The organism is Streptomyces sp. NBC_01515, from assembly GCF_045040345.1.
Lineage (GTDB): Bacteria > Actinomycetota > Actinomycetes > Streptomycetales > Streptomycetaceae > Streptomyces.
The window spans coordinates 2,380,895-2,403,270 of record NZ_CP109416.1 but is presented as its reverse complement, the minus strand read 5'-3'; the positions used below and the strand labels follow the sequence as shown (position 1 = coordinate 2,403,270).

Genomic DNA, 22,376 nt, shown 5'->3' with positions numbered 1-22,376 from the left:
ACGGATTGTGCGGCGGAACTCCCCATATGCACCTGACCTGTTCGGAGGGGTACGTCGTCACCGGCGGGCGGGGTGCGGTGCAGACGCTCACGACGTCCGGGTACGAGGTGACGCCGCTCGCGGCCGGAACGGTCGCCTGGTTCACGCCGGGTACCATCCACCGGCTCGTCAACGAGGCCGACCTGCGCATCACCGTCCTCATGCAGAACAGCGGCCTGCCCGAGGCGGGGGACGCGGTGCTCACGCTGCCTCCGCAGTACCTCACCGACCCGGAGACGTACGCCTCCGTCACCGTGATCCCGGCCGAGGCGCCGGAGGCGGAGCAGGAACGCGTCGCGCGTGCCCGGCGCGACCTCGCCCTGGAGGGCTACCGGGCGCTGCGTGACGCCGAGGGCCCGGAAGCGCTGGCCGCGTTCCAGCGGGCCGCCGCCGCGTTGGTACGGCCCCGGCTCGCGGAGTGGCGCGAGCGCTGGGAGCGGGGGGCGCGGGCCGCCGCTGCGGCTACGGGGGCGCAGCTCGACCGGCTGGAACAGGGTGACTTCTCGCACCTTGCGGGTGCTGCGGTACGGGCCGAACAGCCGTCTGTGTACGGGAAGTTCGGGATGTGTGGGCGGTTGGACGTCTACAAGGGGCAGTAGGTCGGTAGGGGGAGCGGCTCCGGGGCCTGGCTTTCGGGTCAGGCCGCCGTCGGGCCTGTCACCGTCCAGCCCGGTGTCTGCGGGTGGGCCGTCAGGTCCTGGTGGTGGACCGAGGCGCCGCAGGCCGTGCAGGTGACGGCGGGGACCAGTTCGTTGCCGCAGATGTGCTCGATCACCATGGGGCGGTCGAGCTGATCCCTCCGGAGATGGCGGTCGCCCCACGCCATGAGGGTCATCAGGACCGGCTCCAGTTCGAGCCCCGCTTCGGTGGGCCGGTACTCGAAGCGCTGCGGGTGCTCGCTGTACGTCCGCCGGGTCAGGATCCCGGCGTCGACGAGGCGGCGCAGCCGGGTGGCCAGGACGTCGCGCGGGGCGCCGATGTTGCGGACCAGCTGGTCGAAGCGGCGGTTGCCGAGGCACACCTCCCTCAGGACGAGCAGGGAGTACTTCTCGCCGACGAGTGCGAGCGCGTCGGCGATGGAACAGGGGCGCGGGTCTTTGGGGGCGGGCTTGTCTTTTGGGGTGGGCTTGTCTTTTGGGGTGAGCATGGCGTCCAGTCTAGGGCCGATCCAGGGGTGGGTTTGTTTTTCCAACTGACAGGGTTATGGTGAGTTTGGATTTCCTACTCACTGGTAGTGCCTGCTGGATATAGCGCTGGAAATAGCGCTGGAAACAACGCTGGAACAACGGAGGCCCGCACCATGCGTGACGCAGTGATCGTCGAAGCCGTACGCACGCCCGTAGGCAAGGGCAAGCCGAACGGCTCCCTCGCCCAGGTCCACCCCGTCGAACTCCTCTCGCACGCCCTGCGCAGCCTCGTCGAGCGCACCGGGATCGACCCGGCGATCATCGACGACGTCATCGGCGGCACGGTCACCCAGGTCGGTGAGCAGGCCGTGAACATCACCCGGCAGGCCGTTCTGTCGGCGGGCTTCCCGGAGTCGGTGCCCGCGACCACGGTGGACCGCCAGTGCGGCTCGTCCCAGCAGGCCGTGCACTTCGCGGCGCAGGGCGTGATCTCCGGGGCGTACGACATGGTCGTGGCCTGCGGAGTGGAGTCCATGGGGCGCGTTCCGATGGGGTCGAGCGTGCTGCCGGGCACGGATCCCTTCGGCCCCGGTGTCGCCGGGCGCTACCCGGAGGGCCTCGTCCCGCAGGGCATCAGCGCCGAACTCATCGCCGCCAAGTGGTCGATGACACGCGACCAGTTGGACGCCTTCGCGGTCTCCTCGCACCTCAAGGCGGCCGCCGCCTGGGACGCGGGATTGTTCGACGCCCAGGTGACACCCCTGGCGGGCGCCTCGCGCGACGAGTGCGTACGGCCCGGCAGTACCACCGAGATACTCGCCGACCTGAAGCCCGCCTTCTACGACGCGACGTACGCCGAGCGCTTCCCGCAGATCGAGTGGAACATCACCGCAGGCAACTCCAGCCCCATCAACGACGGTGCCTCCGCCGTCCTCATCACGTCGAGCGAGACGGCGGCCAGGCTCGGCCTGCGCCCGCTCGCGCGGCTGCACAGCTTCGCCGTGACCGGTTCCGACCCGCTGCTCATGCTCACCGGCGTCATCCCGGCCACCGAGAAGGTGCTGCGGCGGGCGTCGCTCACCCTCGACGACATCGACCTGTTCGAGGTCAACGAGGCGTTCTCCAGCGTGGTGCTGGCGTGGCAGCAGGAGACGGGCGCGGATCTCGCCAAGGTCAACGTGCACGGCGGGGCCATCGCGATCGGGCATCCGCTCGGGGCGAGCGGTACGCGGCTGACGACCACACTGGTGCACGCGATGCGGGACCGAGGGGCGCGTTACGGGCTGCAGACGATGTGCGAGGCGGGGGGTCTCGCCAACGCGATGATCATCGAGGCGGTCTGATCCGATCCCTTACTGGGCTCGCAGGTGGTGCCGCTTGCGCCAGGCCACCACCGCGCCGCCCAGGGCCGGCAGGGCGATGCAGGCCATCGCGATCAGGAAGGCCGGTGAGGTGGGGCTGGAGGCGCGGGCGCCGGCGACGACGTACGCGGCGGTGTTCGGGATCGAGCCGAGCGCCGTCGCGAGCAGGAACGGCGTCCAGCGCATGCGGGAGACGGCGGCGCAGTAGTTCACGCCCCAGAACGGCAGTCCCGGGAAGAGCCGTGCCGCCATCATCGAACGGAAGCCGTGCCTGCTGAGCTGGCCGTCGGCTGCCTTCAGCCACCGGCCCCGGAGCAGCGGACGCAGGGCGTCCTGGCCCAGCACACGTCCCAGGCCGAAGGAGATCCCGGCGCCGAGCACCGTGCCCGCCAGCGCCGCGCCGGTGCCCAGCTGGGAACCGAACAGCGCGCCCGCCGCGAGGTTCAGCAGGGGGCGCGGTACGAACGCCACGCTGCACAGGCCGTACGCCGCCGCGAACACCAACGCCGCCATGGCGCCGCCGAGTTGGGGCGGCCAGCCGTCGGAGAGCAGGCGCTGCGGGTGGAAGAGCAGCACGGTCGAGGCCGCCCCGGCGAGCAGCACGAGGAGCATCGACAGCCGCGACCACGGCGAGAGCAGGGCTCTCGTGCAGCGCGCGCTGAAGCCGGTCGGGACGACGGGCAGCAGAGGCGCTACGGCCATGGCCGCGGGGACGGTCACGACTGCGGCGAGCTCCGTGCCGGTGACATGGGCAGTGGCCGGGGGAGTGGCCGTGGCGATTCCCCCGGAGCGGGTGCCCCCAGAGTCGGTGGCGGCATCGGCGAGCATGTCGGCGACACTAACCGACCCGTGTATGTGATCGCCGTATGGTTCGTCTCATGAGCGTCACAGGTGCGGGCACCGTGCGGGTGCCGGGCAGCGTTCTCGCGGACACCGTGCTGGAGCGGCTCACGGCCACGTACACCGCCGCGGCCGACCCGGAGCGGGCCGTGCCCATGCGGGCGTACATGAAGGACATCGCGCCCTTCCTGGGCCTCACCACACCCGTACGCAGGGCGTTGTCCCGCACGGTCCTGGACGGCACACCCGACCCCGACGAGACCGACTGCACCGCGATCGCCCTGCGCTGCTGGGAACTGCCGGAGCGCGAGTACCAGTACTTCGCGGTGGACTACCTGCGCCGCCATGTGAGGCACTGCACGTCCGGCTTCCTGCCGGTCGCCCGTCACCTCGTCTCGACGGTCCCCTGGTGGGACACCGTCGACGCACTCGCCTCCCACGTAGTGGGAGGCCTGGTCGCCGCCGACCCGAAGCTGACGTCGGACATGGACGCGTGGATCGTCGACGAGGACATGTGGGTCGCCCGTACGGCCCTCCTCCACCAACTGCGCTACAAGGAGCGCACCGACACCGAACGCCTCTTCGCGTACTGCCTCAGTCAGTCCGGGCACCCCGATTTCTTCATCCGCAAGGCGATCGGCTGGTGCCTGCGCGAGTACGCCAAGACGGACCCGGAGGCGGTACGGGGCTTCCTGGCCCGGGAGAAGGGGCGGTTCGCGCCGCTGTCGGTGCGCGAGGCCCTGAAGAACATCGGCGCCTGACGTCCCACGTACTGATAAATCGTTCGACGCCGGGCAAAGCGTCGGCAATGATCGGCCACATGTTCCGGTACGCCTTCCACCTCGCAGCATCCGCGGTCGCGGATGCCCCGAAGGCTGCCGTTCCCGTTCTCGTGCCTGTTCCAGCGGCCGCAGCCGACGGCACCCGAAGCTGACCCTCTCCGGATCGTCCGGCGGACCCCGCAGGGGGAGGGTCGGCGAGTCCTCGGGGTCCCCCTTTTCACCACTGGGCTTTTCACCTCTGGAGAGGCTTCGAGGTTCCGCCATGTCCAAAACGGCATACGTCCGCACCAAACCGCATCTGAACATCGGCACCATGGGCCACGTCGACCACGGCAAGACCACCCTGACCGCCGCCATCACCAAGGTCCTCGCCGAGCGCGGCGCGTCCACCTTCGTACCGTTCGACCGGATCGACCGGGCGCCGGAGGAGGCCGCGCGCGGCATCACCATCAACATCGCGCACGTCGAGTACGAGACGGACACCCGGCACTACGCGCACGTGGACATGCCGGGCCACGCCGACTACGTCAAGAACATGGTCACCGGGGCCGCGCAGCTCGACGGGGCGATCCTCGTCGTCTCCGCGCTCGACGGGATCATGCCGCAGACCGCCGAACACGTGCTGCTCGCCCGGCAGGTGGGCGTCGACCACATCGTGGTCGCGCTCAACAAGGCCGACGCGGGCGACGACGAGCTGACCGACCTGGTCGAGCTGGAGGTCCGCGAACTGCTCACCGCGAACGGCTACGGCGGCGACTCCGTACCCGTCGTACGGGTGTCCGGCCTCAAGGCCCTTGAGGGGGACCCCCGTTGGGCGGCGTCGATCGACGCGCTGCTCGACGCCGTGGACACGTATGTGCCCATGCCCGAGCGGTACTTGGACGCGCCGTTCCTGTTGCCGGTCGAGAACGTGCTCACGATCACAGGGCGCGGGACGGTCGTCACGGGTGCGATCGAGCGCGGCACGGTCCGGGTGGGCGACCGGATCGAAGTGCTCGGCGCCGCCGTCGACACGGTGGTCACCGGCCTGGAGACCTTCGGCAAGCCCATGGCGGAGGCGCAGGCCGGCGACAACGTGGCGCTGCTGCTGCGCGGTGTCCCGCGCGACGCGGTCCGTCGCGGGCACATCGTCGCGGCGCCCGGCAGCGTCGTGCCCAGCCGTCGTTTCTCGGCGCAGGTATACGTCCTGTCGGCCCGTGAGGGCGGCCGCACGACCGCCGTGTCGACCGGCTACCGGCCGCAGTTCTACATCCGCACCGCGGACGTGGTCGGCGACATCGACCTCGGCGAGACAGCGGTCGCGCGACCCGGTGACACCGTCACCATGTCGGTCGAGCTGGGCCGTGAGGTCCCGCTGGAGCCGGGGCTCGGCTTCGCGATCCGTGAGGGCGGGCGGACGGTGGGGGCGGGGACGGTGACGAAGGTGGGCTGAGCGGGGTCGGCTGAGTGGAATGGGTGCCTGTCCCTTCGGGGGCGGGCACCCATGTGCGTTCTCGGTCAGGCGGCCCCGCGGGCTTTTTCGAGGTCAGGGGCTCGTACCCGTGATTGTCAGTGGCGTGCGCAAGACTTGATCGCGGCGGCAGTTGCGGCGAGGAGTCGGGAAGGCAGGGGCACCATGGCGGGCAAGGCGTTAGTCCTGGGCGGCGGGGGCAGCAGCGGGATCGGCTGGATGGCCGGAGTGCTGTACGGGCTGGCCGAAGCGGGGGTCGATCTCTCCGACGCCGATGTCGTGATCGGTACGTCGGCGGGTTCGACCGTCGGGGCCCAGCTGCGGGCCGGCACGCTCAAGGAGCTCTACGAACGTCAACTCGCCGTCCCCGAGGGCGAGATCCCCGCCCGACTCGGCACCGGCCTGATGCTCCGCTATGCCTGGACGACGGTGACCTCGCGTACTCCGGAGGCGTACGGACGGAAGATCGGCCGTATGGCACTCGCGGCCAGAACACCCAACGCGGCGGCCCGGCGCGCGGCGATCGAGACCCGGCTCGTCTCACCGGAGTGGCCCGACCGCGCCTTGCGCATCACCGCCGTCGACACCGTGACCGGTGAACTCCGGGTCTTCGACAAGGACAGCGGGCTGCCCCTGGTCGACGCCGTCGCCGCCAGCTGTGCCGTCCCCGGCGTGTGGCCCCCGGTCACCATCGAGGACCGCCGCTGGATCGACGGCGGCGTCCATTCAGCGGCCAACGCACAACTCGCCGAGGGGTACGACCAGGTCGTCGTCCTCGCGCCGATAACCCTCGGGGGTGGGCCCCTGGTGTCCCCGGCGGCCCAGACCCGGCGACTTGTGGAGCGGGGCGCCCGTGCGGTCGTCGTCTCGCCGTCTCCGGAAGCGAGGCAGGCGTTCGGCCGTAATCCGCTCGACCCGGCGGTACGGGCGGGGGCGGCGCGGGCGGGGCGTGAGCAGGCGGCGGTGCATGTGGCGGAGGTGGGGGACGTCTGGGGCGTTGGCGGGGCGGGTGGGTGATCGGTTTGCCGGTTGTTGGCTTGGTGAGGGGGCGGGTTGGCGGGGTGAGGGTGTTGGGGGGTGGGGGCGTGGGGTGGGTATCGGTGGGGCGCGCGGACGGTTGGCGGGGCGTGGGCTGACGGCTGGCGCTGCTGATCTCGGGGGCTGACTGGAGGATGCGGGTGGCGTGGGCACCGGCGATGACCGGACTGCGCGGGGGCTCACGGTGCCGGGACTACGCAGGCACACGCACACCGGAATGAGCCGCGCAGCCCGCGCCCGCGTCCCGCGCGTCAGCGCCCCACCCACACTCCAGTGCCCCCCACAACCAACCCCCGCACGAGCCCACCACCACCCCACCGCGTCACCTTCCGCCCCAGCACCCCGGCACAATGGACCCGTGAACGAGCCGATACCCGTGACCCGGGACGTAGATCACGGGGTCGCCAAGCTCATGCCCGACGTGGATCGGGAGCGGGCCTGGTTGCTGACCGTCGACGGGGCGCCGCAGTCCTACGTGGACCTGGACGCGCCGACGCACCTGGAGTTCGAGTACACGCGGCGGATCGGGCACGTGCTGGACACCCTCGCGGAACCGGGGCGCCCGCTGGACGTGCTGCACCTGGGCGGCGGGGCGCTCACGTTGCCCCGGTACGTGGCGGCGACCCGGCCAGGTTCGCGGCAGGATGTGGTCGAGGCCGACCTGGAACTGCTGGAGTTGGTCGCCGAGTACCTGCCGGTGCCGGACGGTGCCGGTGTCACCGTGCACGGGGCCGATGCCCGCGCTTGGCTGGAGGCGGCGCCGGACGGTTCGGCGGACGTGATCGTCGCCGATGTCTTCGGCGGTTCACGGGTCCCGGCGCACCTCACATCCGTGGCGTACGCCCGTGAAGCCGAGCGTGTCCTGCGCGCCGACGGCGTCTACCTGGCCAACCTCGCGGACGCCGCCCCCTTCAGCTTCCTGCGCGCCCAACTCGCCACGTTCGGCACGGTGTTCCAGGAGCTGGCACTGATCGCGGAACCGGGAGTGCTGCGAGGTCGCCGCTTCGGCAACGCGGTACTCGTCGCCGCGCACCACCCGATCGACAGGGCGCCTCTGACCCGGCTCGTTGCCTCGGACGCGTTCCCGGCGCGGCTTGAACACGGGTCTGCGCTACGGGACTTCATCGGCGGGGCGCGGCCGGTCCAGGATGAGGATGCCGTTCCGTCGCCGGAGCCCCCTGAGGGAGCGTTCGGCATCGGCTGAGCTGGCTCCTGGGCGGCGGGTCTGCCTGGCGCAGCTCGAACGGCGGCTCGGGCCGGGGGAGTTATTAGGCGGGGCGGGGCACGGCCGGTCCGGGGTGGGGATTGGTTGACCGGGCTCGCGTGGCCCCGCACGTTTTCCCGGCGCGGCTCGAACGCAGGCCTGCGTTACGGGAGTTCGTCGGCGGTGCGTGGCCGGTGCGCAATGGGGATGCTGTGTCGTCGCCTGCCGCCTGGGACGCCTTCCTGCCGCGCCCCGAACACGGGCCTGCGTTACGGGACTTCACCGGCGGCACGCGAGCCACCCGCGACGAGAGCGCCGTACCGCGTCACCTCAACGCGCCGACCCGCAGCCCCGCCCACCCTCCCCACACGCCCCGAACTCGGCCCCGCCCTACGGCACTTCACTGCCGTACACGCACCCCGCCCCCGGGGGCCTACTTCCACCATCACCCAAGCCCCTCCACCACCCGCCCCGCATCATCAACCGCCCCACCGGCACCCCCGGCCACCCCCTTCCCGTCCCCCGCCCCGCCCCGCCGCCGCAGATTCCGAACCTCCGGCACACACAGCACCGCCCCCGTCACCACCGTGACCAGCGCCGCGCACCCCCACAGCGCGGCCGTACGCCCGAAGGCGGATTCCGTCGGGCCCGCCGCCGCTGCGGCGAGCGGCATCAGGGCGATGGAGCCGAACCAGTCGTAGGCGGAGATGCGGGAGAGTTTGTTCTCGGGGATTTCCTGGTGCAGGGCGGTCATCCAGCTCACCCCGAAGATCTCGACCGTCGTGCCCGCGACGAACATCACCGCGAACAGGACGCCGATCGGGACCGGGACGGCGAGCGCGGCGGACGGGAGGGCCAGGGGGAAGATGCCGAGCATGCCGGCGAGGAGCAGGCGGCGGGGTTTCCAGCGGGTCATCAGCAAGGCGCCGGCGACCGTGCCCGCGCCGAACGCCGCCAGGGCCAGGCCCCACGGGCCCGCGCCGCCGAGGCTGTCGCGGGCGACGAGGGGGCCGTAGACCGCGTCCGCCGCGCCGACGACCGCGTTGGCGATGGAGAAGGCCACGACGATGGACCACAACCACGAGCGGCCGGTGAACTCCCGCCAGCCGTCCCGGAGATCGGCGAGCATGCCGCCGCCCGGTGCGCGCGGCGGGATGTGGCTCACGTCCAGGAAGGAGCGGAGTCCGCCGGCCACCGCGAACGCTGTCGCGTCGACCGCGAGCACCCAGCCGGGGCCGACCGCCGCGACCAGTGCGCCGCCGAGCGCCGCGCCGCCCAACGACGCGCCCTGCATCGCCATCCGGAAGACCGCGAACGCCCGGCCCGCCTGTTCGCCGCTCACGGTGGACATGAGCATGCCCTCGGCAGCCGGGCCGAAGAAGGCCTGGCCGGTGCCGCCGAGCGCGGTCAGCAGCATCATCTGCCAGAGGCGCGGCTCGCCGGTGAGGACGAGGACCGCGAAGGCCGCCTGGGAGACGCAGCTGAGGGCGTTCGCCGCGACCATGACGTGGTGGCGCGGAACCCGGTCCGAGATCGCGCCGCCGATCAGCAGGAACAACACCAGCGGCAGCGTGCGCGAGGCGGCCACCAGACCCACGTCACCGCTGTCGCCGCCCGCGTCCAGCACGGCGAACGCGGACGCGATCAGCGCGCCGTTGCCCCCGAGACCGGTCGCCACCGCGGCGGCGGTCAGCAGGGTGTAGTTGCGGCCCGCCCAGTCGGGTCTGCGCGGTCGACGGGGAGCGGGGGCGGGTGCGACGGTCACCGGCCGACTATCGCCGCCCACGCCACACCCTGCCAAACAGATTGCCGCCAGAATCAAGCCAAACGGCCAACGGCGAACGGCGAACCGTCAACGGCGAACCGTCAACGGCGAACCGTCAACGGCCCGCGGCTGTCAGCTGGTTGCGCCTGTCGGGTCCCCGTGCAGTCGTACGGTGCTCAGGATCTGCTGGATCGTGGCGTCGGGGATCTCTTCGCTCACGCCCTTCGCGCCGTAGAGCGTCCAGGAGACGAAGTCGTCCGCCGAGTTCTTGAAGGCGAACGTGGTCGCCTTGCCGTCGGAGGAACACTTGCCGGTCTTCGGCACGCCGGACGTGTACGACGTGGCGACGCTGCCGACGACACCCGACTTCGTCGTGTACGGCTTGGCCGCGCCGATCTTCAGGTACTTCTTGGACGAGTCCTTCTGGTCCGTGTACCCGCCGAACGCGAACGAGGCCGCGTCACCGCGCGCGGTGCTCGCCGTGTCCTTCGCGCCGTCCTCGCCCTTGGTGCCGCTCGACGCCAGCGACGACGTCTCCTTCGTGCCGTCCTTGTTGTCGTCGGACTCGCACCAGTTCTCCTTGAGATAGGCGGGCGCCGAGAAGCCGATGTACGGGGAGCCGTCGCCCTTCACCTCGTCCTCGAAGAAGCTGAAGGTGCCCGGCTTGCCGACCTCCCAGGTGGCGGGGACGTCGAACGCGGTGCCGTACTTCTGGTTGACGACGACCTTCCAGCCCGCGATCGTCGGCTTCTCGGTCTCGTTGCCGCGTGGGTTGTCGTCCGAACCGGAGGAGGAGGCACTCGGGTCCGCGGACGCCGACGGCGACCGGCTCGACTTGTCCTTGCCGCCGTCCGCCTTGTCGTCCTTGTTGCCGCCGAGGACCAGGAATCCGGTCACGCCCGCGGCCACGACGACGGCCGTGGCGGCGACGATCGCGACGATCTTCGTCCGGTTTCCGCCGCCCCCGCCCTGCGGCGGCTGTGGCGGCTGCGGTCCGCCGGCGGGGCCCGGAGCGCCCCACTGCGGCTGCTGCCCATAGGGATTGGGCTGCTGGTAGCCGGGCTGCTGATACGGATTCGGCTGTTGGTACCCCGGCTGCTGGTACGGGTTGTCCTGCGGGTTCTGCTCGCCCCCGGGCGGCTGCTGTCCTGGCCACATGGGCAGTAACCCTAGTCCGGCGTCGGACACGGTTGGGTCACCGCCCCTTGTCAGGGTCGTACCAACTTCGTGGCTGAGTGACGGGCGGGCGGAGAACGGGGGATGTGTGCGGGCGCACACATCTGGCCAGGACTGGCTACTCGTGGGTAACATGCCTTCCATGAGCGCAGATCAGATGTCCATCGGCGAGCTGCTCGCCGCGACGGTGCCGATGGTTCGCACGCTGAACCTGGAGTACCTGGAGACCAGTCCGGAGCGGGCCGTGCTGGCCCTGCCGGATCAGAGCGAGTACCGCAACCACGTCGGCGGGCCGCACGCCGGTGCCATGTTCACCCTCGGCGAGTCCGCCAGCGGCGCGATCGTCCTCGCCGCCTTCGGCGACCAGCTCTCGCGGGCCGTGCCGCTCCCGGTCAACGCCGAGATCGCGTTCAAGAAGATCGCCCTCGGCCCGGTGAAGGCCACCGCGACCCTCGGCCGCCCTGCCGCCGACGTCGTCGCCGAACTCGACGCGGGCGAGCGCCCCGAGTTCCCGGTCACCGTCGCCATCCAGCGCGAGGACGGCGCCGTCACGGGCGAGATGACGGTCATCTGGACACTCCGCCCGAACGGCTGAACAGCTCAACTTCGGTACGAGGTCCGGTTGTTGCCCACAGACGACCGACTCTGCCACGAGGGCCCGGTCATCGCCTGCCGATGACCGGGCCGTCGTGTTGTGCGTGGGGTTCAGGCCGCGATGCGCGCGCCGTCGCTCTCGCCAGGCTGCGCGGTGCTCTCCAGTCCCGCCACGAACTCCTTGAGCCACGCGATGAATTCGGGTCCCAGGTCGTCGCGGTCGCAGGCCAGCCGGACCACCGTGCGCAGGTAGTCGGCCTTGTCGCCGGTGTCGTAGCGCAGGCCCGTGAAGACGACTCCGTGGACGGTGCCTCCGGCGGCCAACTCCTGGAGGGCGTCGGTGAGTTGGATCTCGCCGCCGCGGCCGGGCGGGGTGCGCTCCAGGGTCGGGAAGATCGCGGGGTCGAGGACGTAGCGGCCGATGACGGCGTAGCGGCTCGGGGCGTCCTCGCGGGACGGCTTCTCGACCAGGCCGGTGACGCGTACGACACCCTCCTCGCCGGTCGGCTCCACGGCCGCGCAGCCGTACAAGTGGACTGATTCCTCCGGGACTTCCATGAGGGCGACCACGCTGCCGGCGTAGCGCTCGCGGACGTCCAGCATCTGGCTGAGCAGGGTCTCGCGCGGGTCGATGAGGTCGTCGCCGAGGAGGACCGCGAAGGGCTGGTCGCCGACGTGGTGGCGGGCACACAGCACCGCGTGGCCGAGGCCGAGCGGGTCGCCCTGGCGGATGTGGTGGATGTCGGCGAGGCGCGCGGGGTCGCGTACGGCGTCCAGGCGCACGGTGTCGCCCTTGGCGGCCAGGGCCTGTTCGAGTTCGAAGGCGTGGTCGAAGTGGTCCTCGATGGCGCGCTTGTGCCGGCCGGTGACCATCAGGATGTCGTCGAGCCCGGCCGCGGCGGCCTCCTCGACGACGTACTGGATCGCGGGCTTGTCGACGACCGGGAGCATCTCCTTCGGCGTCGCCTTCGTCGCGGGCAGGAACCGCGTGCCGAGCCCGGCGGCCGGCACGACCGCCTTGCGGACCGTGGGGGCGGGGGCGGGGGTGGGGGTGGGGGTGGCTGAAGAGTGGGGGGCGATCATGCGGCCCATGGTGGCGTACGGCGATGAGAGCGCCCCGAGAGAAACCTCGGAGTTCCCTGTGGGCCGCCCTTAGTTCGCGGGGGAGTTGGAGATTTGGTGGAGACGCCTGTGGATACCGCCGGTAACCAATCTGAATTCTCAGCGTTTTGAACATCGGTCACTCGAACTCCTTGTTTCCTGTCAGCGGCTTGTGCGAGTGTGAGCCACCGCGTGAGACCGGCTGTCAGTAGGCACCGGAAGGCAATGGTCAGCGTCCCTTCCGGCGCCTTCTGACATCTCATAGGTATGCACCAATCAAGCACCTGCTTTCCGAGGTCGGTCATTCCGTGCGCCGCCCTGCGGCTTGGAAGGAAATGGTTCCGTGCAATCCCCCAACCCCCCACGCCCGCCCTTCCCGCCCCGCCCCGGATCGAGCCCGGGGGAGTCCGACCGCAATCTCGTGGCGCAACTCGGCGATAAGGCGGCGGGCACCCGTGCCGTGGCACTGCTGCTGGCACGACATTGGCAGGCGACAAGCGAATATGCCGCCATCTGCCTTGCCACCGCCGACAGTTCGGCGTCCATGGTGGCCGGCGCCGCCTTCCACCAGGTACTGGCGGGCCGTGCCACCGGCGGTGCCCTGCGTCCCCAACTCCTCGTCGCGGTAAGGGAGATGGTGAAGAAGTGGGCGGCGGAGGAGCGAATTGCCGCGGTGCTGCCGGAACTTCGTAAACCCACTGGCGCCCGAGGTCTACGCGCGGCGAGGCCCGGCACCTCCGAAAGGCGGAAGCTCGCGGAGCGCGCTTTCGGCGCGCTGTCCGGCGCCTCCCAATGCCTGCTGTGGCACTCCGAGGTCGAAGCCGAACCCATATCCGTACCGGCCGGTCTGCTGGGCGTGGACGAGCTCACCGCGACCGCCGCGCTGGATCAGGCACGTGAACAATTCAGGCAGGGCTGTGCGCGCGCCCACCGGGAACTCGCGCCGACCTCGGAATGCCGCCACTACAACCGACTCCTCGACGTCCCGATCCGCCGCGGCGGCGGCCTGTTGCCCGATGTGCAACGGCATCTCATGACGTGCCGCTACTGCCGTTTCGCGGCAGAGCAGTTGAGCCATTTCGACGGCGGCCTCGAAGTGCTGCTCGCCGAGACCGTCCTCGGCTGGGGCGCCCGCCGCTACCTCGAATCACGGCCCGGCCGCGAGACCCCCGAGAGCGCCGCCCGCGCCGCCGGCCGTCCGATGGGCCGCCACCGCCCGGCGCCGGACGGCCGCCTCGTCTTCCGGCGCAGGCACCCCAAGGTCGCACTCGTGGGCGTGGGCCTGACCTCCCTCGCCCTGCTCGCGACCGTGCTCGCCACCAAGGGCTGGACCGAGGGGGGCAACACGCCCGATCCGCAGGTCACTTGGGGCGCCGCCAGCGGCAGCTCGACCCGCCCGAGCCCTGTCGGCGCGCCCTCGTCGGACGGTTCCGCCGCCTCCGCGTCGGCCGCCGGTGCCGCCGGGGGAGTCGTCCAGCAGGGCGTCCTGCGCAGCCTCGCCTCCGGCCTGTGCCTCGACATCCCGGGCCGTCAGGTGCGGTCCGGCGCCGCCGTCACCATGGCGACGTGCTCGACCGCCGAGTCACAGCAGTGGTCGTACGACCAGGACGGCCTGCTGCGCAGCCTCACCGACCCGGGCCTCTGCCTCGACGCCGACACCAACGCCCGTACGGTCACGCTGGCCGGGTGCCTGGTGCACGCGGGGGAGGTGCACTACGACCTCACGGTGCGCGGCGAGTTCCTGCTCCGCTGGAGCCAGGGGCTGGCCGTGAGTCCCGCGAGCGCGAAGGCCGGGGCGCGGGTCGTGGTCAAGGACCGGGACGGGTCCGCCGTGCAGCGCTGGGCGCTCGAATCCGACGCCGACGCGCGGGTGAAACAGGGTGAACCGAACGGAAAGGGCGGGGCGGAGGGGAAGGCGACGGGGAAGAGCGAGGCGCCGGGGGACGGCGCACCGGATGCGCCCGTGCCGTCCCAGGGGGCGCCCCAGGGCGACGTACCGCCGCCTCCTCTCTCGAACCTTCCGCAACAGGACCAGCCGCAGTACGCGCCCCGCGCCGCGCAGGTCGCCTGCTGCGACGAACCGGCGCCTGAGCCCGCGCCCGCGGGTGCCGGAACCGGCGGCGTCGCCGTCGCCGCGGAGCCGCTGACGACGGTCGTGGCGGCTGTCGTGGACACCGTCACCTCCCTCCTTCCGCCCCTTCGCTGACGCACGACTCGCGGGGCCGCCCCACCGGGGCGGCCCCGCACCCTTCTCACCCTTCGGTTCTTGTCGGCGTGCGGCCGATTCCTGTTCGACTTATTGACACGAGTCAGTGACGGTCATAGCTTTCCCGCCGCACCAGGGTGCCCAACGGTTCGTCAAGTCCGTTCAATACAGAGCGTTTTGACCCCGAGACGCACTCGCGGTTCACACCGTCGTGCCCGCACACCGAAGGAGTGACGGCTCATGACCGACACCGTGTCCCGGCGATCCGCCCTGCGTCTGCTGGGCGGCGCGATCGCGGTCGCCAGCGCGGCCACCACCGGACTAGTCTCCCCGTCGCACGCGTACGCGCAGGCCAGACCCGAGGCGGGGGCCGGCCCCCGCGTCGAAGGGCTCCTGGCCAGGCTCACCCTCGACGAGAAGATCTCCCTCCTGCACGGCGCCACCGACCCGGACTCGCTCGGCCAGGCCGGCTACATCCCCGGCGTCCCGCGCCTGAAGATCCCGCCGCTACGGCTCACCGACGGACCGGCCGGCGTCCGCGTCACCGCACACGCCACCGCCCTCCCGGCACCCGTCCTGCTCGCCTCCGCCTTCGACCCCGAACTCGCCCGCCGCTACGGCCAGGTCGTCGGCCGGGAGGGCCGCGCGCTGGGCCAGGACGTCCTGCTGTCCCCGATGGTCAACCTCATCCGCACCCCGTACGCGGGCCGCAACTTCGAGACCCTCAGCGAGGATCCGCTGCTCGCCGGTGATCTGGTCGCCGCCGAGATCAAGGGCATCCAGGGCGAGGGACTCATCGCGACCGTCAAGCACTTCGCGATGAACAACCAGGAGAAGGACCGCGACTCCATCGACGTGCGGGTCGGCGAACAGACCATGCACGAGATCGAGTTGCGCGGTTTCGAAGCGGCCGTGGGCGCGGGCACCGGTGCGGTGATGGGCGCGTACAACAAGGTCAACGGCACCTTCGCCTGCGAGAACAAGACCCTCCTCACCGACATCCTGCGCGGTCAATGGGGCTTCGAGGGCTGGGTGATGACCGACTGGTTCGCCGCGCACAGCACCGTCGCCGCGATCACGGCCGGCCTCGACATGGAGATGCCGGACGGCACTTACTTCGACGCGCCCCTCAAGTCGGCCGTACAGAACGGCAGTTTGCCCGAGTCGTACGTCGACCGTGCGGTACGCCGCGTCCTCGGCGTCATGGACCGGTTCGGGCTCCTCGACGGCAGCGTGCCGCCGCGCCCCGCCCGCGATGCGAAGGCCGGTGCCGCCGTAGCCCTGGAGGTCGCCAAGGCGGGCGCGACCCTGCTCCGCAACGAACACCACACCCTCCCGCTGACCAGTGGCGGCACCATCGCGGTGATCGGCCCCACCGGCACCCTGCCCTTCGTCAGCGGCGGCGGCAGCGCGCATGTCGTGCCGGACCACGCGGACAGCCCGCTCGACGCGATCAGGGCGCGGGCCGGTTCACGGACCCGGGTCACGTACGCGCTCGGCGAGGACCTGTTCGGCAAGGCCATCCCCGCGTCCGCCCTCACCCCCGCCTTCGACAGCGAGGGCCGGCGGGTGGACGCGGGCAAGAGCTGGCAGTACGACGGCTCGCTCACCGTGACCGAGACCGACGAGTGGACGTTCGTCCTGCACTTCTCCTCCGCCCCCACCGCCCGCCCCCAAGTCCTCCTGGACGGCGAGGAGTTGTTCCCCATCGCGGCCGGATACGGCGAGTACTTCTCCGGCGGCCTGGTCTCGGCCGACCCCGACGGCCTCTCCGTCCGCCGCAGGACCCTCACCCTCGCCCAGGGCAGCCACAGCCTGAAGATCACCGCCGAGGGCGGCGACGCCGGACTGCTGTTCCGGCTGCGGCGCATCACCGGCGCGACCCGTGCGCAGGACGTCGCCGAGGCGGTCACCGCGGCGCGCGCCGCCCGTGGTGTCGTCCTGTTCGCCTACGAGGACGCCACGGAGGGCCTCGACCGCACCTCCCTCGAACTCCCGGGAAATCAAGCCGACTTGATCGACGCGGTGACGGCCGTGAACCCGCGCACCACGGTGGTCCTCAACACCTCGTCCTCTACGGCGATGCCGTGGCTGGCTCGCACCGGCGCGGTCCTCCAGATGTACTACCCGGGCCAGGAGGGCGCCGCCGCCACGACCGCCGTCCTGTTCGGCGACTGCGACCCCGGCGGCCGTCTCACCCAGTCCTTCCCGGTCGACGACGCCCATCACCCGGTCGCCGGCGACCCCCGCCGCTACCCCGGCGTGAACGGCATCGAGGAGTACTCGGAGGGCATCCACGTCGGCTACCGCTGGTACGACGCGGAGGGCGTCCGGCCGCTCTACCCCTTCGGGCACGGACTCTCGTACACCTCCTTCTCCTACGAGGACGCGGCGGCGCGGTGGAACGGGCACGGGCACGGGCTCGGGCTCGATGTGACCTTCACGGTCCGCAACACGGGGCGCCGGGAGGGTGTCGCCGTGCCTCAGGTGTACGTCGGTCGCTCACCGAAGCTCCAACTCGACCAGGCCGTGCGGGTGTTGGGGGGCTATCGGCGACTCGTGCTGCGGGGCGGGGAGCGGCGGCGGGTTACCGTGCATGTCGATGCGCGTACTTTGTCGTCGTGGGACGCGAAGCGGCATGCGTGGGTGCTGGGGAGCGGGCGGCGGGCTGTGTGGGTGGCGGCCTCGGCGGGGGATCTGCGGGTGCGGACGAGTGTCGACGTGAAGTAGGCGGCGGAGGGCACGATCCACGAGGTAAGGTAAGCCTTACTTAAGTTGGTGGAATCGTTGGAGGAGTGCCCTCGGCATTCCCCTGGAGGCCCTTATGGCGGACAACCCAAGCGTCCTGATCCTCACCCGGGTGCGGCTCGGTGCCGGTGGGCCGCTCGCCCGGGTGCGGGTGGCGGACGGCCGGATCACTCACGTCGTACCGGAGGCGGACGCGGACGCGGGATCGGGTGTCGAGGTCGGCGGTGGGCGGCAACTCGATCTGGACGGGCGGGTGTTGCTCCCCGGCCTCTGGGACGCCCATGTCCACCTGGCGGAGTGGGCGAGCGCCCGGCACCGGCTCGACCTGGCCGGTACCGGGTCCGCGCGGGCCGTCGCCGATCTCGTCCGGGAGCGGGCAGGGGTGGGCGACGGCGCGGTGCTCTACGGGTACGGGTTCCGGGACGGGCTGTGGGCCGACGCCCCGCACAAGGCGCTGCTGGACGCGGTGTTGCCCGATCGGCCGGTCGCTCTCGTCAGTGCCGATCTGCATGCGGCGTGGCTCAACTCCGCGTGCCTCGCCCTCGTGGGGCGGGGTGATCACCCCACCGGCCTGATCAGGGAACACGAGGCTTTCGAGGTCCTCTCCGCGTTGCCAGCGGCCCCGACCGACGTGGTCGACGGCTGGATCGAGGAGGCCTGCCGGGCCGCCGCCGCGCGCGGGGTCAGCGGTGTCATCGACTTCCAGTACGGCGACACGGTCACGGACTGGCAACGGCGGTCGGCCCGATTCCGGCCCGCCGTACGGGTGTCGGCCGCGGTCTACCCCAGTCATCTGGAGGCCGCGATCCAACGAGGGTTGCGTACGGGGGACGAGGTCGGCGCGGACGGGAGTCTGGTCCGGATGGGCCCGCTGAAACTCTTCACGGACGGTTCGCTCAACACCCGTACCGCCCTGTGCCGCGACCCCTACCCGGGACTTGAGGGCACGGACGGCGCCCACGGCATCGAGGAGACGGCACCCGAGGAGCTCGTACGGCTCATGCGGCACGCCGCCGCGCACGGCATCGAACCCGCCGTGCACGCCATCGGCGACCGCGCCAACACCGTTGCCCTGGACGCCTTCGAGGCGGTGCGCTGCCGCGGCCGGATCGAGCACGCGCAGTTGCTGAGCCCTCAAGACCTCCCGAGATTCGCCCAGTTGGGAGTGGTTGCGGGAGTGCAGCCCCGGCATGTGACGGACGACCGCGACGTGGCGGACCGTTACTGGGCCGGGCGCACCGAACGCGCATTCGCCTACGGCGACCTGCTCGCCGCGGGCGCACGGCTGGAGTTCGGTTCCGACGCCCCGGTGTCGCCGCTCGACCCCTGGCTCGCCATCGCCTCCGCCGTCAACCGCACCGATGACGAACGGCCCGTCTGGCACCCGGAGCAACGCCTGTCCGTCCCCGACGCGTTGGTCGCCGCGGCCCGGGGGCGCCGGCTCATCCGGGTCGGCGATCCGGCCGACCTGGTGGTCGTCGACGCGGATCCCCTGGACGCCGACCCGGACACCCTGCGTGCGATGCCCGTCCACGCCACGATGACCAACGGCCGCTGGACTCACGGGCCTTACTGAGCCGGTCCGGTTCAGTCCGGTCCCGTGTTCTCCAACCCCACGACGTAACCCCACGACGTAACCCCGCGACACAATCCCGCGACGTCTCTCCATGACGTCCGACGAGCGGTGAGAGGCCGACGCGTATGCCGTCATCCGACATGGTCCCGTACGTCATGCCCGGTTCCGCCGCGCTGCCCCCGGACCGGACGGGCTGGGCCATCGACCCCGGTCGCGCGGCGCTGGTGGTCCTGAACGTCCAGAACCACTTCCTGCACGTCCTGCGGGAGTCCTCCGCGCCGGTGGGTGAACTCCTCGCAGGAGTCGGCCTGTTGACGGAGTCGGCGCGGGCGGCCGGTATCCCCGTCCTGTACACCCTCAAGACCGCCGAGCGGGAACCGGACGGCCGGGAGACCAGCTTCGGGCATCCACGCCTGCCCGGCGGCGAGGACTCCCGCGACGTCGTGGACGCGATCCGGCCGCAGGTCGGCGACAGCGTGCTCGTCGCGAAGCGGTTCAGCGCGTTCGCCGGTACCCGACTGCGCCGCAGGCTCGCGGAGTTGGGGCGCGACCAGCCGGTGATCGTCGGGGTGTTCGCCCGCACCCAGGTGCTGCTGACGGCGGCCGACGCGTGGATGCAGGACATGGAGCCCTTCGTCGTCGCGGACGCGGTGGCCGACCGCGCGCACGACGACCACCGGATGGCCGTGGACTGGATCGCGGCGACCTGCGGGGCGGTCAGGACCGTACGGGGCGTGGCAGGCGTGTTCGGCGAACCCGGTCCCCGGCACCGCGGAGAGAGCCGCCCCTCCCACGTGTAGAACCCCGCCCCGGACGTGCAAAACCCCGGGCCCGGAGGGGACCGTACCCTCCGGGTCCGGGGAGTCGGGGTGGTGTCAGGCGGGCAGCCTCGTCGCCTGTACCGAGCGGTGGATCTCCTCCGCGCGTACCGCGACCGTCGACAGCAGCGTGCTGGTCAGCCCGTGTGTGTGCTCCGTGCCGCCCTGGAGGTAGAGGCCGGCTGTCACCTCCGGCACTGTCTCGACGCGGTGGTCCCGGCCCACGCGGACCTCGTCGCCGTCGTCCCGCAGGCAGAGCTTCGCGGCCTCGCCGAGGAGTGAACTCAGGTCGCGGGGGCGGTAACCCGTGGCGAGCACCAGGACATCCGCGGACAGCACCTGCTTCTCGCCGGTGGGCAGGAACTCCACGGCGACGTCGAGACCGCCGTCCGCCACGGTGTCGACGGCGCGGATGCGGGAGACGTTGAGGAAGCGCAGCCGTTCCCGGCCGGCCACCTTCTCCCGGTAGGCGGTGGCGTACAGGGCCTCGATCAACTCCATGTCGACCACGGAGTAGTTGGTCGAGCGGTGGTAGTCGATGAGTGACTGCTTGACCTCGGACGGGGCCGAGAAGTAGACGTCCACCGCCTCCGGGTCGAAGATGCGGTTCGCGAACGGGCTGTCGTCGGCCGGGGTGTAGCCGTACTTGGCGAACACCGAGCACACCTCGGCGTCCGGGAAGGTGCGGTGCAGATAGTCCACCGCCTCGGCGGCGCTCTGCCCGGCGCCGAGCACCACGGCCCGCTGCACGGGCCTGCCCGCGTTGGCGAGTCGGGTCGCGCGGGGGATCAACTCGCTGTTGTGCCAGATGCGTTCGGCCAGTTCGAGGCCGGGCGGGACGTGCGGCTCAAGTCCCATCGCGACGCTGATGTTGCGCGCCCGGCGGGTGATCGTCGTACCGGAACCCGCAGGGTCGCGGCTGGTGACGTCGAAGTAGGCGATCTCGCCGTCGTCGCCGCGCACCGGATCGACGGCGACGACCTCGCTGCCGTAGGAGACCAGGTGGGAGACCCGTTCCGCCGCCCACTCGAAGTACTCGTGGAACTCCACGCGCAGCGGGAACAGGGTCTTCTGGTTCAGGAAGTCGATCAGTCTGCCCTGCTCGCGCAGGAAGCAGAGGAAGCTGTAGTCGCTGGTCGGATTCCGCAGCGTGACCAGGTCTTTGAGGAACGACACCTGCATCGTGGCGTCGTCGATCAGCATGCCCCGGTGCCAGCCGAAGCGCGGCTGGCGTTCCAGGAACAGGGCGTTGAGACGGCTGTCTGCCGGAAGGCTCTTGTTGTGCTCCTCAACCGCTATGGACAGAGCGAGATTTGACGGACCGAATCCGATTCCGAGTATGTCGTGGACCACTTCGGAATCCAGTAGCGGTGACTTCACCGTGGCATCGCCTCCCTCAGGCAGCCCAATGCTAGATAAGGTAAGGCTTACCTTGCAATGAGTCGTTGAAGGGAAGGACCGTCATGCGGGTCGTCATGCTCGGCTATCAGACCTGGGGTCACCGCACGCTGCAGGCGTTGCTGGACTCCGACCACGAGGTCGTTCTCGTCGTCACCCACCCGAAAAGTGAGCATGCCTACGAGAAGATCTGGGACGACAGCGTCGCCGAACTCGCCGAGAAGAACGACGTCCCCGTCCTGCTGCGCAACCGCCCCGACGACGCCGAACTCCTCGACGCCGTACGGGAAGCACGGCCGGACATCATCGTCGCCAACAACTGGCGCACCTGGCTGCCGCCGGAGCTGTTCGACCTCCCGCCGCACGGCACCCTCAACGTCCACGACTCGCTGCTGCCGTCGTACGCGGGCTTCTCGCCGATCATCTGGGCGCTCATCAACGGCGAGCCGCGCGTCGGCGTCACCGCGCACCGCATGAACGGCGAACTCGACGCCGGGGACGTCCTGATCCAGCGCTCGGTACCGGTCGGACCCACCGACACGGCGACCGACCTGTTCCACCGGACCGTCGACCTCATCGCGCCCATCGTGCGCGAGTCGCTCGACCTGATCGCCTCCGGCCGCGACGCCGGCCAGTGGGTCCCGCAGGACCGCGGCCGCGCCAGTTTCTTCCACAAGCGCTCGGCCGAGGACAGCCGCATCGACTGGAGTTGGCCCGCGGAACGCCTGGAGCGTCTCGTACGGGCCCAGTCGGACCCGTACCCGAACGCGTACGCCTTCCATCGCGGCGAGCGGCTCAGGATCGTCTCCGCGGCCGTCTCCGAGGGACGCTACGGCGGCACCCCGGGCCGGATCTTCATCCGTGAGGGCGACGGTGTGGTCATAGTGGCGGGCCCCGACGCCCACACCGGGCGCAGCCAGGGCCTGTTGGTGCGCCGGGTGCGCACGGATGACGGCACCGAGTACGCGGCCGGTGACTACTTCCGCACGATGGGCGGGTACTTGACGTCCCGGCCCTGAGCGGGGTTACCCGCGTCGGCCGGCGGACACTGCCGGTGCGTAGGGCGGGATGGGGGTGGTGGTTCGAGAAATGTGACACTTGCCCACCTGAGTGTCACATTTCCGCGACCGGGTACCCCTGCCCGCCCGCGGCG

The 22,376-nt window shown here is 71.0% G+C and carries 18 protein-coding genes; 12 read left to right on the top strand and 6 right to left on the bottom strand.

What is annotated here, in order from left to right:
- Positions 1-26 precede the first annotated feature (26 nt).
- Positions 27-638 carry a cupin domain-containing protein gene (locus OG407_RS10500; protein ID WP_405868356.1) on the top strand — a complete coding sequence of 204 codons (612 nt, stop codon included), beginning with the start codon at positions 27-29 and terminating at the stop codon, positions 636-638.
- Positions 639-676: 38 nt separating this feature from the next.
- Here the strand turns inward: OG407_RS10500 and OG407_RS10495 are convergent, their stop codons facing one another.
- Positions 677-1,186 carry a winged helix-turn-helix transcriptional regulator gene (locus tag OG407_RS10495; RefSeq protein WP_405857165.1) on the bottom strand — a complete coding sequence of 170 codons (510 nt, stop codon included), beginning with the start codon at positions 1,184-1,186 and terminating at the stop codon, positions 677-679.
- Positions 1,187-1,339: 153 nt separating this feature from the next.
- Here OG407_RS10495 and OG407_RS10490 point away from each other — a divergent pair, with 153 nt between their 5' ends.
- A complete protein-coding gene (locus tag OG407_RS10490) occupies positions 1,340-2,509 on the top strand; it encodes a thiolase family protein (protein ID WP_405857164.1) in 1,170 nt (389 codons plus the stop codon).
- A 9-nt stretch (positions 2,510-2,518) separates the two neighbouring features.
- On the opposite strand, the gene OG407_RS10485 is transcribed toward OG407_RS10490, so the two are convergent.
- Positions 2,519-3,355: a TVP38/TMEM64 family protein gene (locus OG407_RS10485; protein WP_405857162.1), complete on the bottom strand. Its 837-nt coding sequence runs from the start codon at positions 3,353-3,355 to the stop codon at positions 2,519-2,521.
- Between the two features lie 50 nt (positions 3,356-3,405).
- Here OG407_RS10485 and OG407_RS10480 point away from each other — a divergent pair, with 50 nt between their 5' ends.
- The 4 genes from OG407_RS10480 (at position 3,406) to OG407_RS10465 (ending at position 7,841) form a co-directional block, all read left to right on the top strand.
- On the top strand, positions 3,406-4,128 hold the full coding sequence (locus OG407_RS10480) for a DNA alkylation repair protein (protein ID WP_405857160.1): 723 nt from the start codon (positions 3,406-3,408) through the stop codon (positions 4,126-4,128).
- 283 nt (positions 4,129-4,411) lie between these two features.
- Positions 4,412-5,581 (top strand): elongation factor Tu, encoded by a 1,170-nt coding sequence (gene tuf, locus OG407_RS10475; protein ID WP_403596869.1) that lies wholly within the window; start codon positions 4,412-4,414, stop codon positions 5,579-5,581.
- A gap of 183 nt (positions 5,582-5,764) precedes the next feature.
- On the top strand, positions 5,765-6,616 hold the full coding sequence (locus OG407_RS10470; RefSeq protein ID WP_405857158.1) for a patatin-like phospholipase family protein: 852 nt from the start codon (positions 5,765-5,767) through the stop codon (positions 6,614-6,616).
- Positions 6,617-6,995: 379 nt separating this feature from the next.
- Positions 6,996-7,841, top strand: coding sequence for a spermidine synthase (locus OG407_RS10465; protein ID WP_405857156.1), 846 nt, complete (start codon positions 6,996-6,998; stop codon positions 7,839-7,841).
- A gap of 445 nt (positions 7,842-8,286) precedes the next feature.
- On the opposite strand, the gene OG407_RS10460 is transcribed toward OG407_RS10465, so the two are convergent.
- Positions 8,287-9,606 (bottom strand): MFS transporter, encoded by a 1,320-nt coding sequence (locus tag OG407_RS10460; RefSeq protein ID WP_405857154.1) that lies wholly within the window; start codon positions 9,604-9,606, stop codon positions 8,287-8,289.
- Between the two features lie 132 nt (positions 9,607-9,738).
- Positions 9,739-10,764, bottom strand: coding sequence for a hypothetical protein (locus OG407_RS10455; RefSeq protein ID WP_405857152.1), 1,026 nt, complete (start codon positions 10,762-10,764; stop codon positions 9,739-9,741).
- A 175-nt stretch (positions 10,765-10,939) separates the two neighbouring features.
- On the opposite strand from OG407_RS10455, the gene OG407_RS10450 reads away from it, so the two are divergent.
- Complete coding sequence (locus OG407_RS10450; RefSeq protein WP_327407361.1) at positions 10,940-11,377, top strand: DUF4442 domain-containing protein; 438 nt, start codon at positions 10,940-10,942, stop codon at positions 11,375-11,377.
- Positions 11,378-11,487: 110 nt separating this feature from the next.
- On the opposite strand, the gene galU is transcribed toward OG407_RS10450, so the two are convergent.
- A complete protein-coding gene (gene galU, locus OG407_RS10445; RefSeq protein ID WP_405857150.1) occupies positions 11,488-12,459 on the bottom strand; it encodes a UTP--glucose-1-phosphate uridylyltransferase GalU in 972 nt (323 codons plus the stop codon).
- 439 nt (positions 12,460-12,898) lie between these two features.
- Here galU and OG407_RS10440 point away from each other — a divergent pair, with 439 nt between their 5' ends.
- The 4 genes from OG407_RS10440 to OG407_RS10425 all read left to right on the top strand — a co-directional run bounded on the left by OG407_RS10440 (position 12,899) and on the right by OG407_RS10425 (position 19,807).
- Positions 12,899-14,683, top strand: a complete 1,785-nt coding sequence (locus tag OG407_RS10440) for an RICIN domain-containing protein (protein WP_405868353.1) — start codon at positions 12,899-12,901, stop codon at positions 14,681-14,683.
- Between the two features lie 240 nt (positions 14,684-14,923).
- Positions 14,924-17,413 (top strand): beta-glucosidase, encoded by a 2,490-nt coding sequence (locus OG407_RS10435; protein WP_405857148.1) that lies wholly within the window; start codon positions 14,924-14,926, stop codon positions 17,411-17,413.
- A 94-nt stretch (positions 17,414-17,507) separates the two neighbouring features.
- The gene (locus OG407_RS10430; RefSeq protein ID WP_405857146.1) at positions 17,508-19,007 is read left to right on the top strand and encodes an amidohydrolase; all 1,500 of its coding nucleotides are present in this window, start codon (positions 17,508-17,510) and stop codon (positions 19,005-19,007) included.
- Between the two features lie 125 nt (positions 19,008-19,132).
- Positions 19,133-19,807, top strand: coding sequence for an isochorismatase family protein (locus OG407_RS10425; RefSeq protein ID WP_405857144.1), 675 nt, complete (start codon positions 19,133-19,135; stop codon positions 19,805-19,807).
- A 75-nt stretch (positions 19,808-19,882) separates the two neighbouring features.
- Here OG407_RS10425 and OG407_RS10420 read toward each other — a convergent pair whose 3' ends face one another.
- Positions 19,883-21,205 carry a lysine N(6)-hydroxylase/L-ornithine N(5)-oxygenase family protein gene (locus OG407_RS10420; RefSeq protein WP_405857142.1) on the bottom strand — a complete coding sequence of 441 codons (1,323 nt, stop codon included), beginning with the start codon at positions 21,203-21,205 and terminating at the stop codon, positions 19,883-19,885.
- A gap of 83 nt (positions 21,206-21,288) precedes the next feature.
- Between OG407_RS10420 and OG407_RS10415 the strand changes: the two genes are divergently transcribed.
- A complete protein-coding gene (locus tag OG407_RS10415) occupies positions 21,289-22,242 on the top strand; it encodes a methionyl-tRNA formyltransferase (RefSeq protein WP_405857140.1) in 954 nt (317 codons plus the stop codon).
- Positions 22,243-22,376: the final 134 nt, after the last annotated feature.

What these genes read in the sequence shown, in the direction of transcription:
- OG407_RS10500 (WP_405868356.1), top strand. Translation starts at nt 27, where the DNA reads ATGCACCTGACCTGTTCGGAGGGGTACGTCGTCACCGGCGGGCGGGGT.
- OG407_RS10495 (WP_405857165.1), bottom strand. Translation starts at nt 1,186, where the DNA reads ATGCTCACCCCAAAAGACAAGCCCACCCCAAAAGACAAGCCCGCCCCC.
- OG407_RS10490 (WP_405857164.1), top strand. Translation starts at nt 1,340, where the DNA reads ATGCGTGACGCAGTGATCGTCGAAGCCGTACGCACGCCCGTAGGCAAG.
- OG407_RS10485 (WP_405857162.1), bottom strand. Translation starts at nt 3,355, where the DNA reads ATGCTCGCCGATGCCGCCACCGACTCTGGGGGCACCCGCTCCGGGGGA.
- OG407_RS10480 (WP_405857160.1), top strand. Translation starts at nt 3,406, where the DNA reads ATGAGCGTCACAGGTGCGGGCACCGTGCGGGTGCCGGGCAGCGTTCTC.
- tuf (WP_403596869.1), top strand. Translation starts at nt 4,412, where the DNA reads ATGTCCAAAACGGCATACGTCCGCACCAAACCGCATCTGAACATCGGC.
- OG407_RS10470 (WP_405857158.1), top strand. Translation starts at nt 5,765, where the DNA reads ATGGCGGGCAAGGCGTTAGTCCTGGGCGGCGGGGGCAGCAGCGGGATC.
- OG407_RS10455 (WP_405857152.1), bottom strand. Translation starts at nt 10,764, where the DNA reads ATGTGGCCAGGACAGCAGCCGCCCGGGGGCGAGCAGAACCCGCAGGAC.
- OG407_RS10450 (WP_327407361.1), top strand. Translation starts at nt 10,940, where the DNA reads ATGTCCATCGGCGAGCTGCTCGCCGCGACGGTGCCGATGGTTCGCACG.
- galU (WP_405857150.1), bottom strand. Translation starts at nt 12,459, where the DNA reads ATGATCGCCCCCCACTCTTCAGCCACCCCCACCCCCACCCCCGCCCCC.
- OG407_RS10435 (WP_405857148.1), top strand. Translation starts at nt 14,924, where the DNA reads ATGACCGACACCGTGTCCCGGCGATCCGCCCTGCGTCTGCTGGGCGGC.
- OG407_RS10430 (WP_405857146.1), top strand. Translation starts at nt 17,508, where the DNA reads ATGGCGGACAACCCAAGCGTCCTGATCCTCACCCGGGTGCGGCTCGGT.
- OG407_RS10425 (WP_405857144.1), top strand. Translation starts at nt 19,133, where the DNA reads ATGCCGTCATCCGACATGGTCCCGTACGTCATGCCCGGTTCCGCCGCG.
- OG407_RS10415 (WP_405857140.1), top strand. Translation starts at nt 21,289, where the DNA reads ATGCGGGTCGTCATGCTCGGCTATCAGACCTGGGGTCACCGCACGCTG.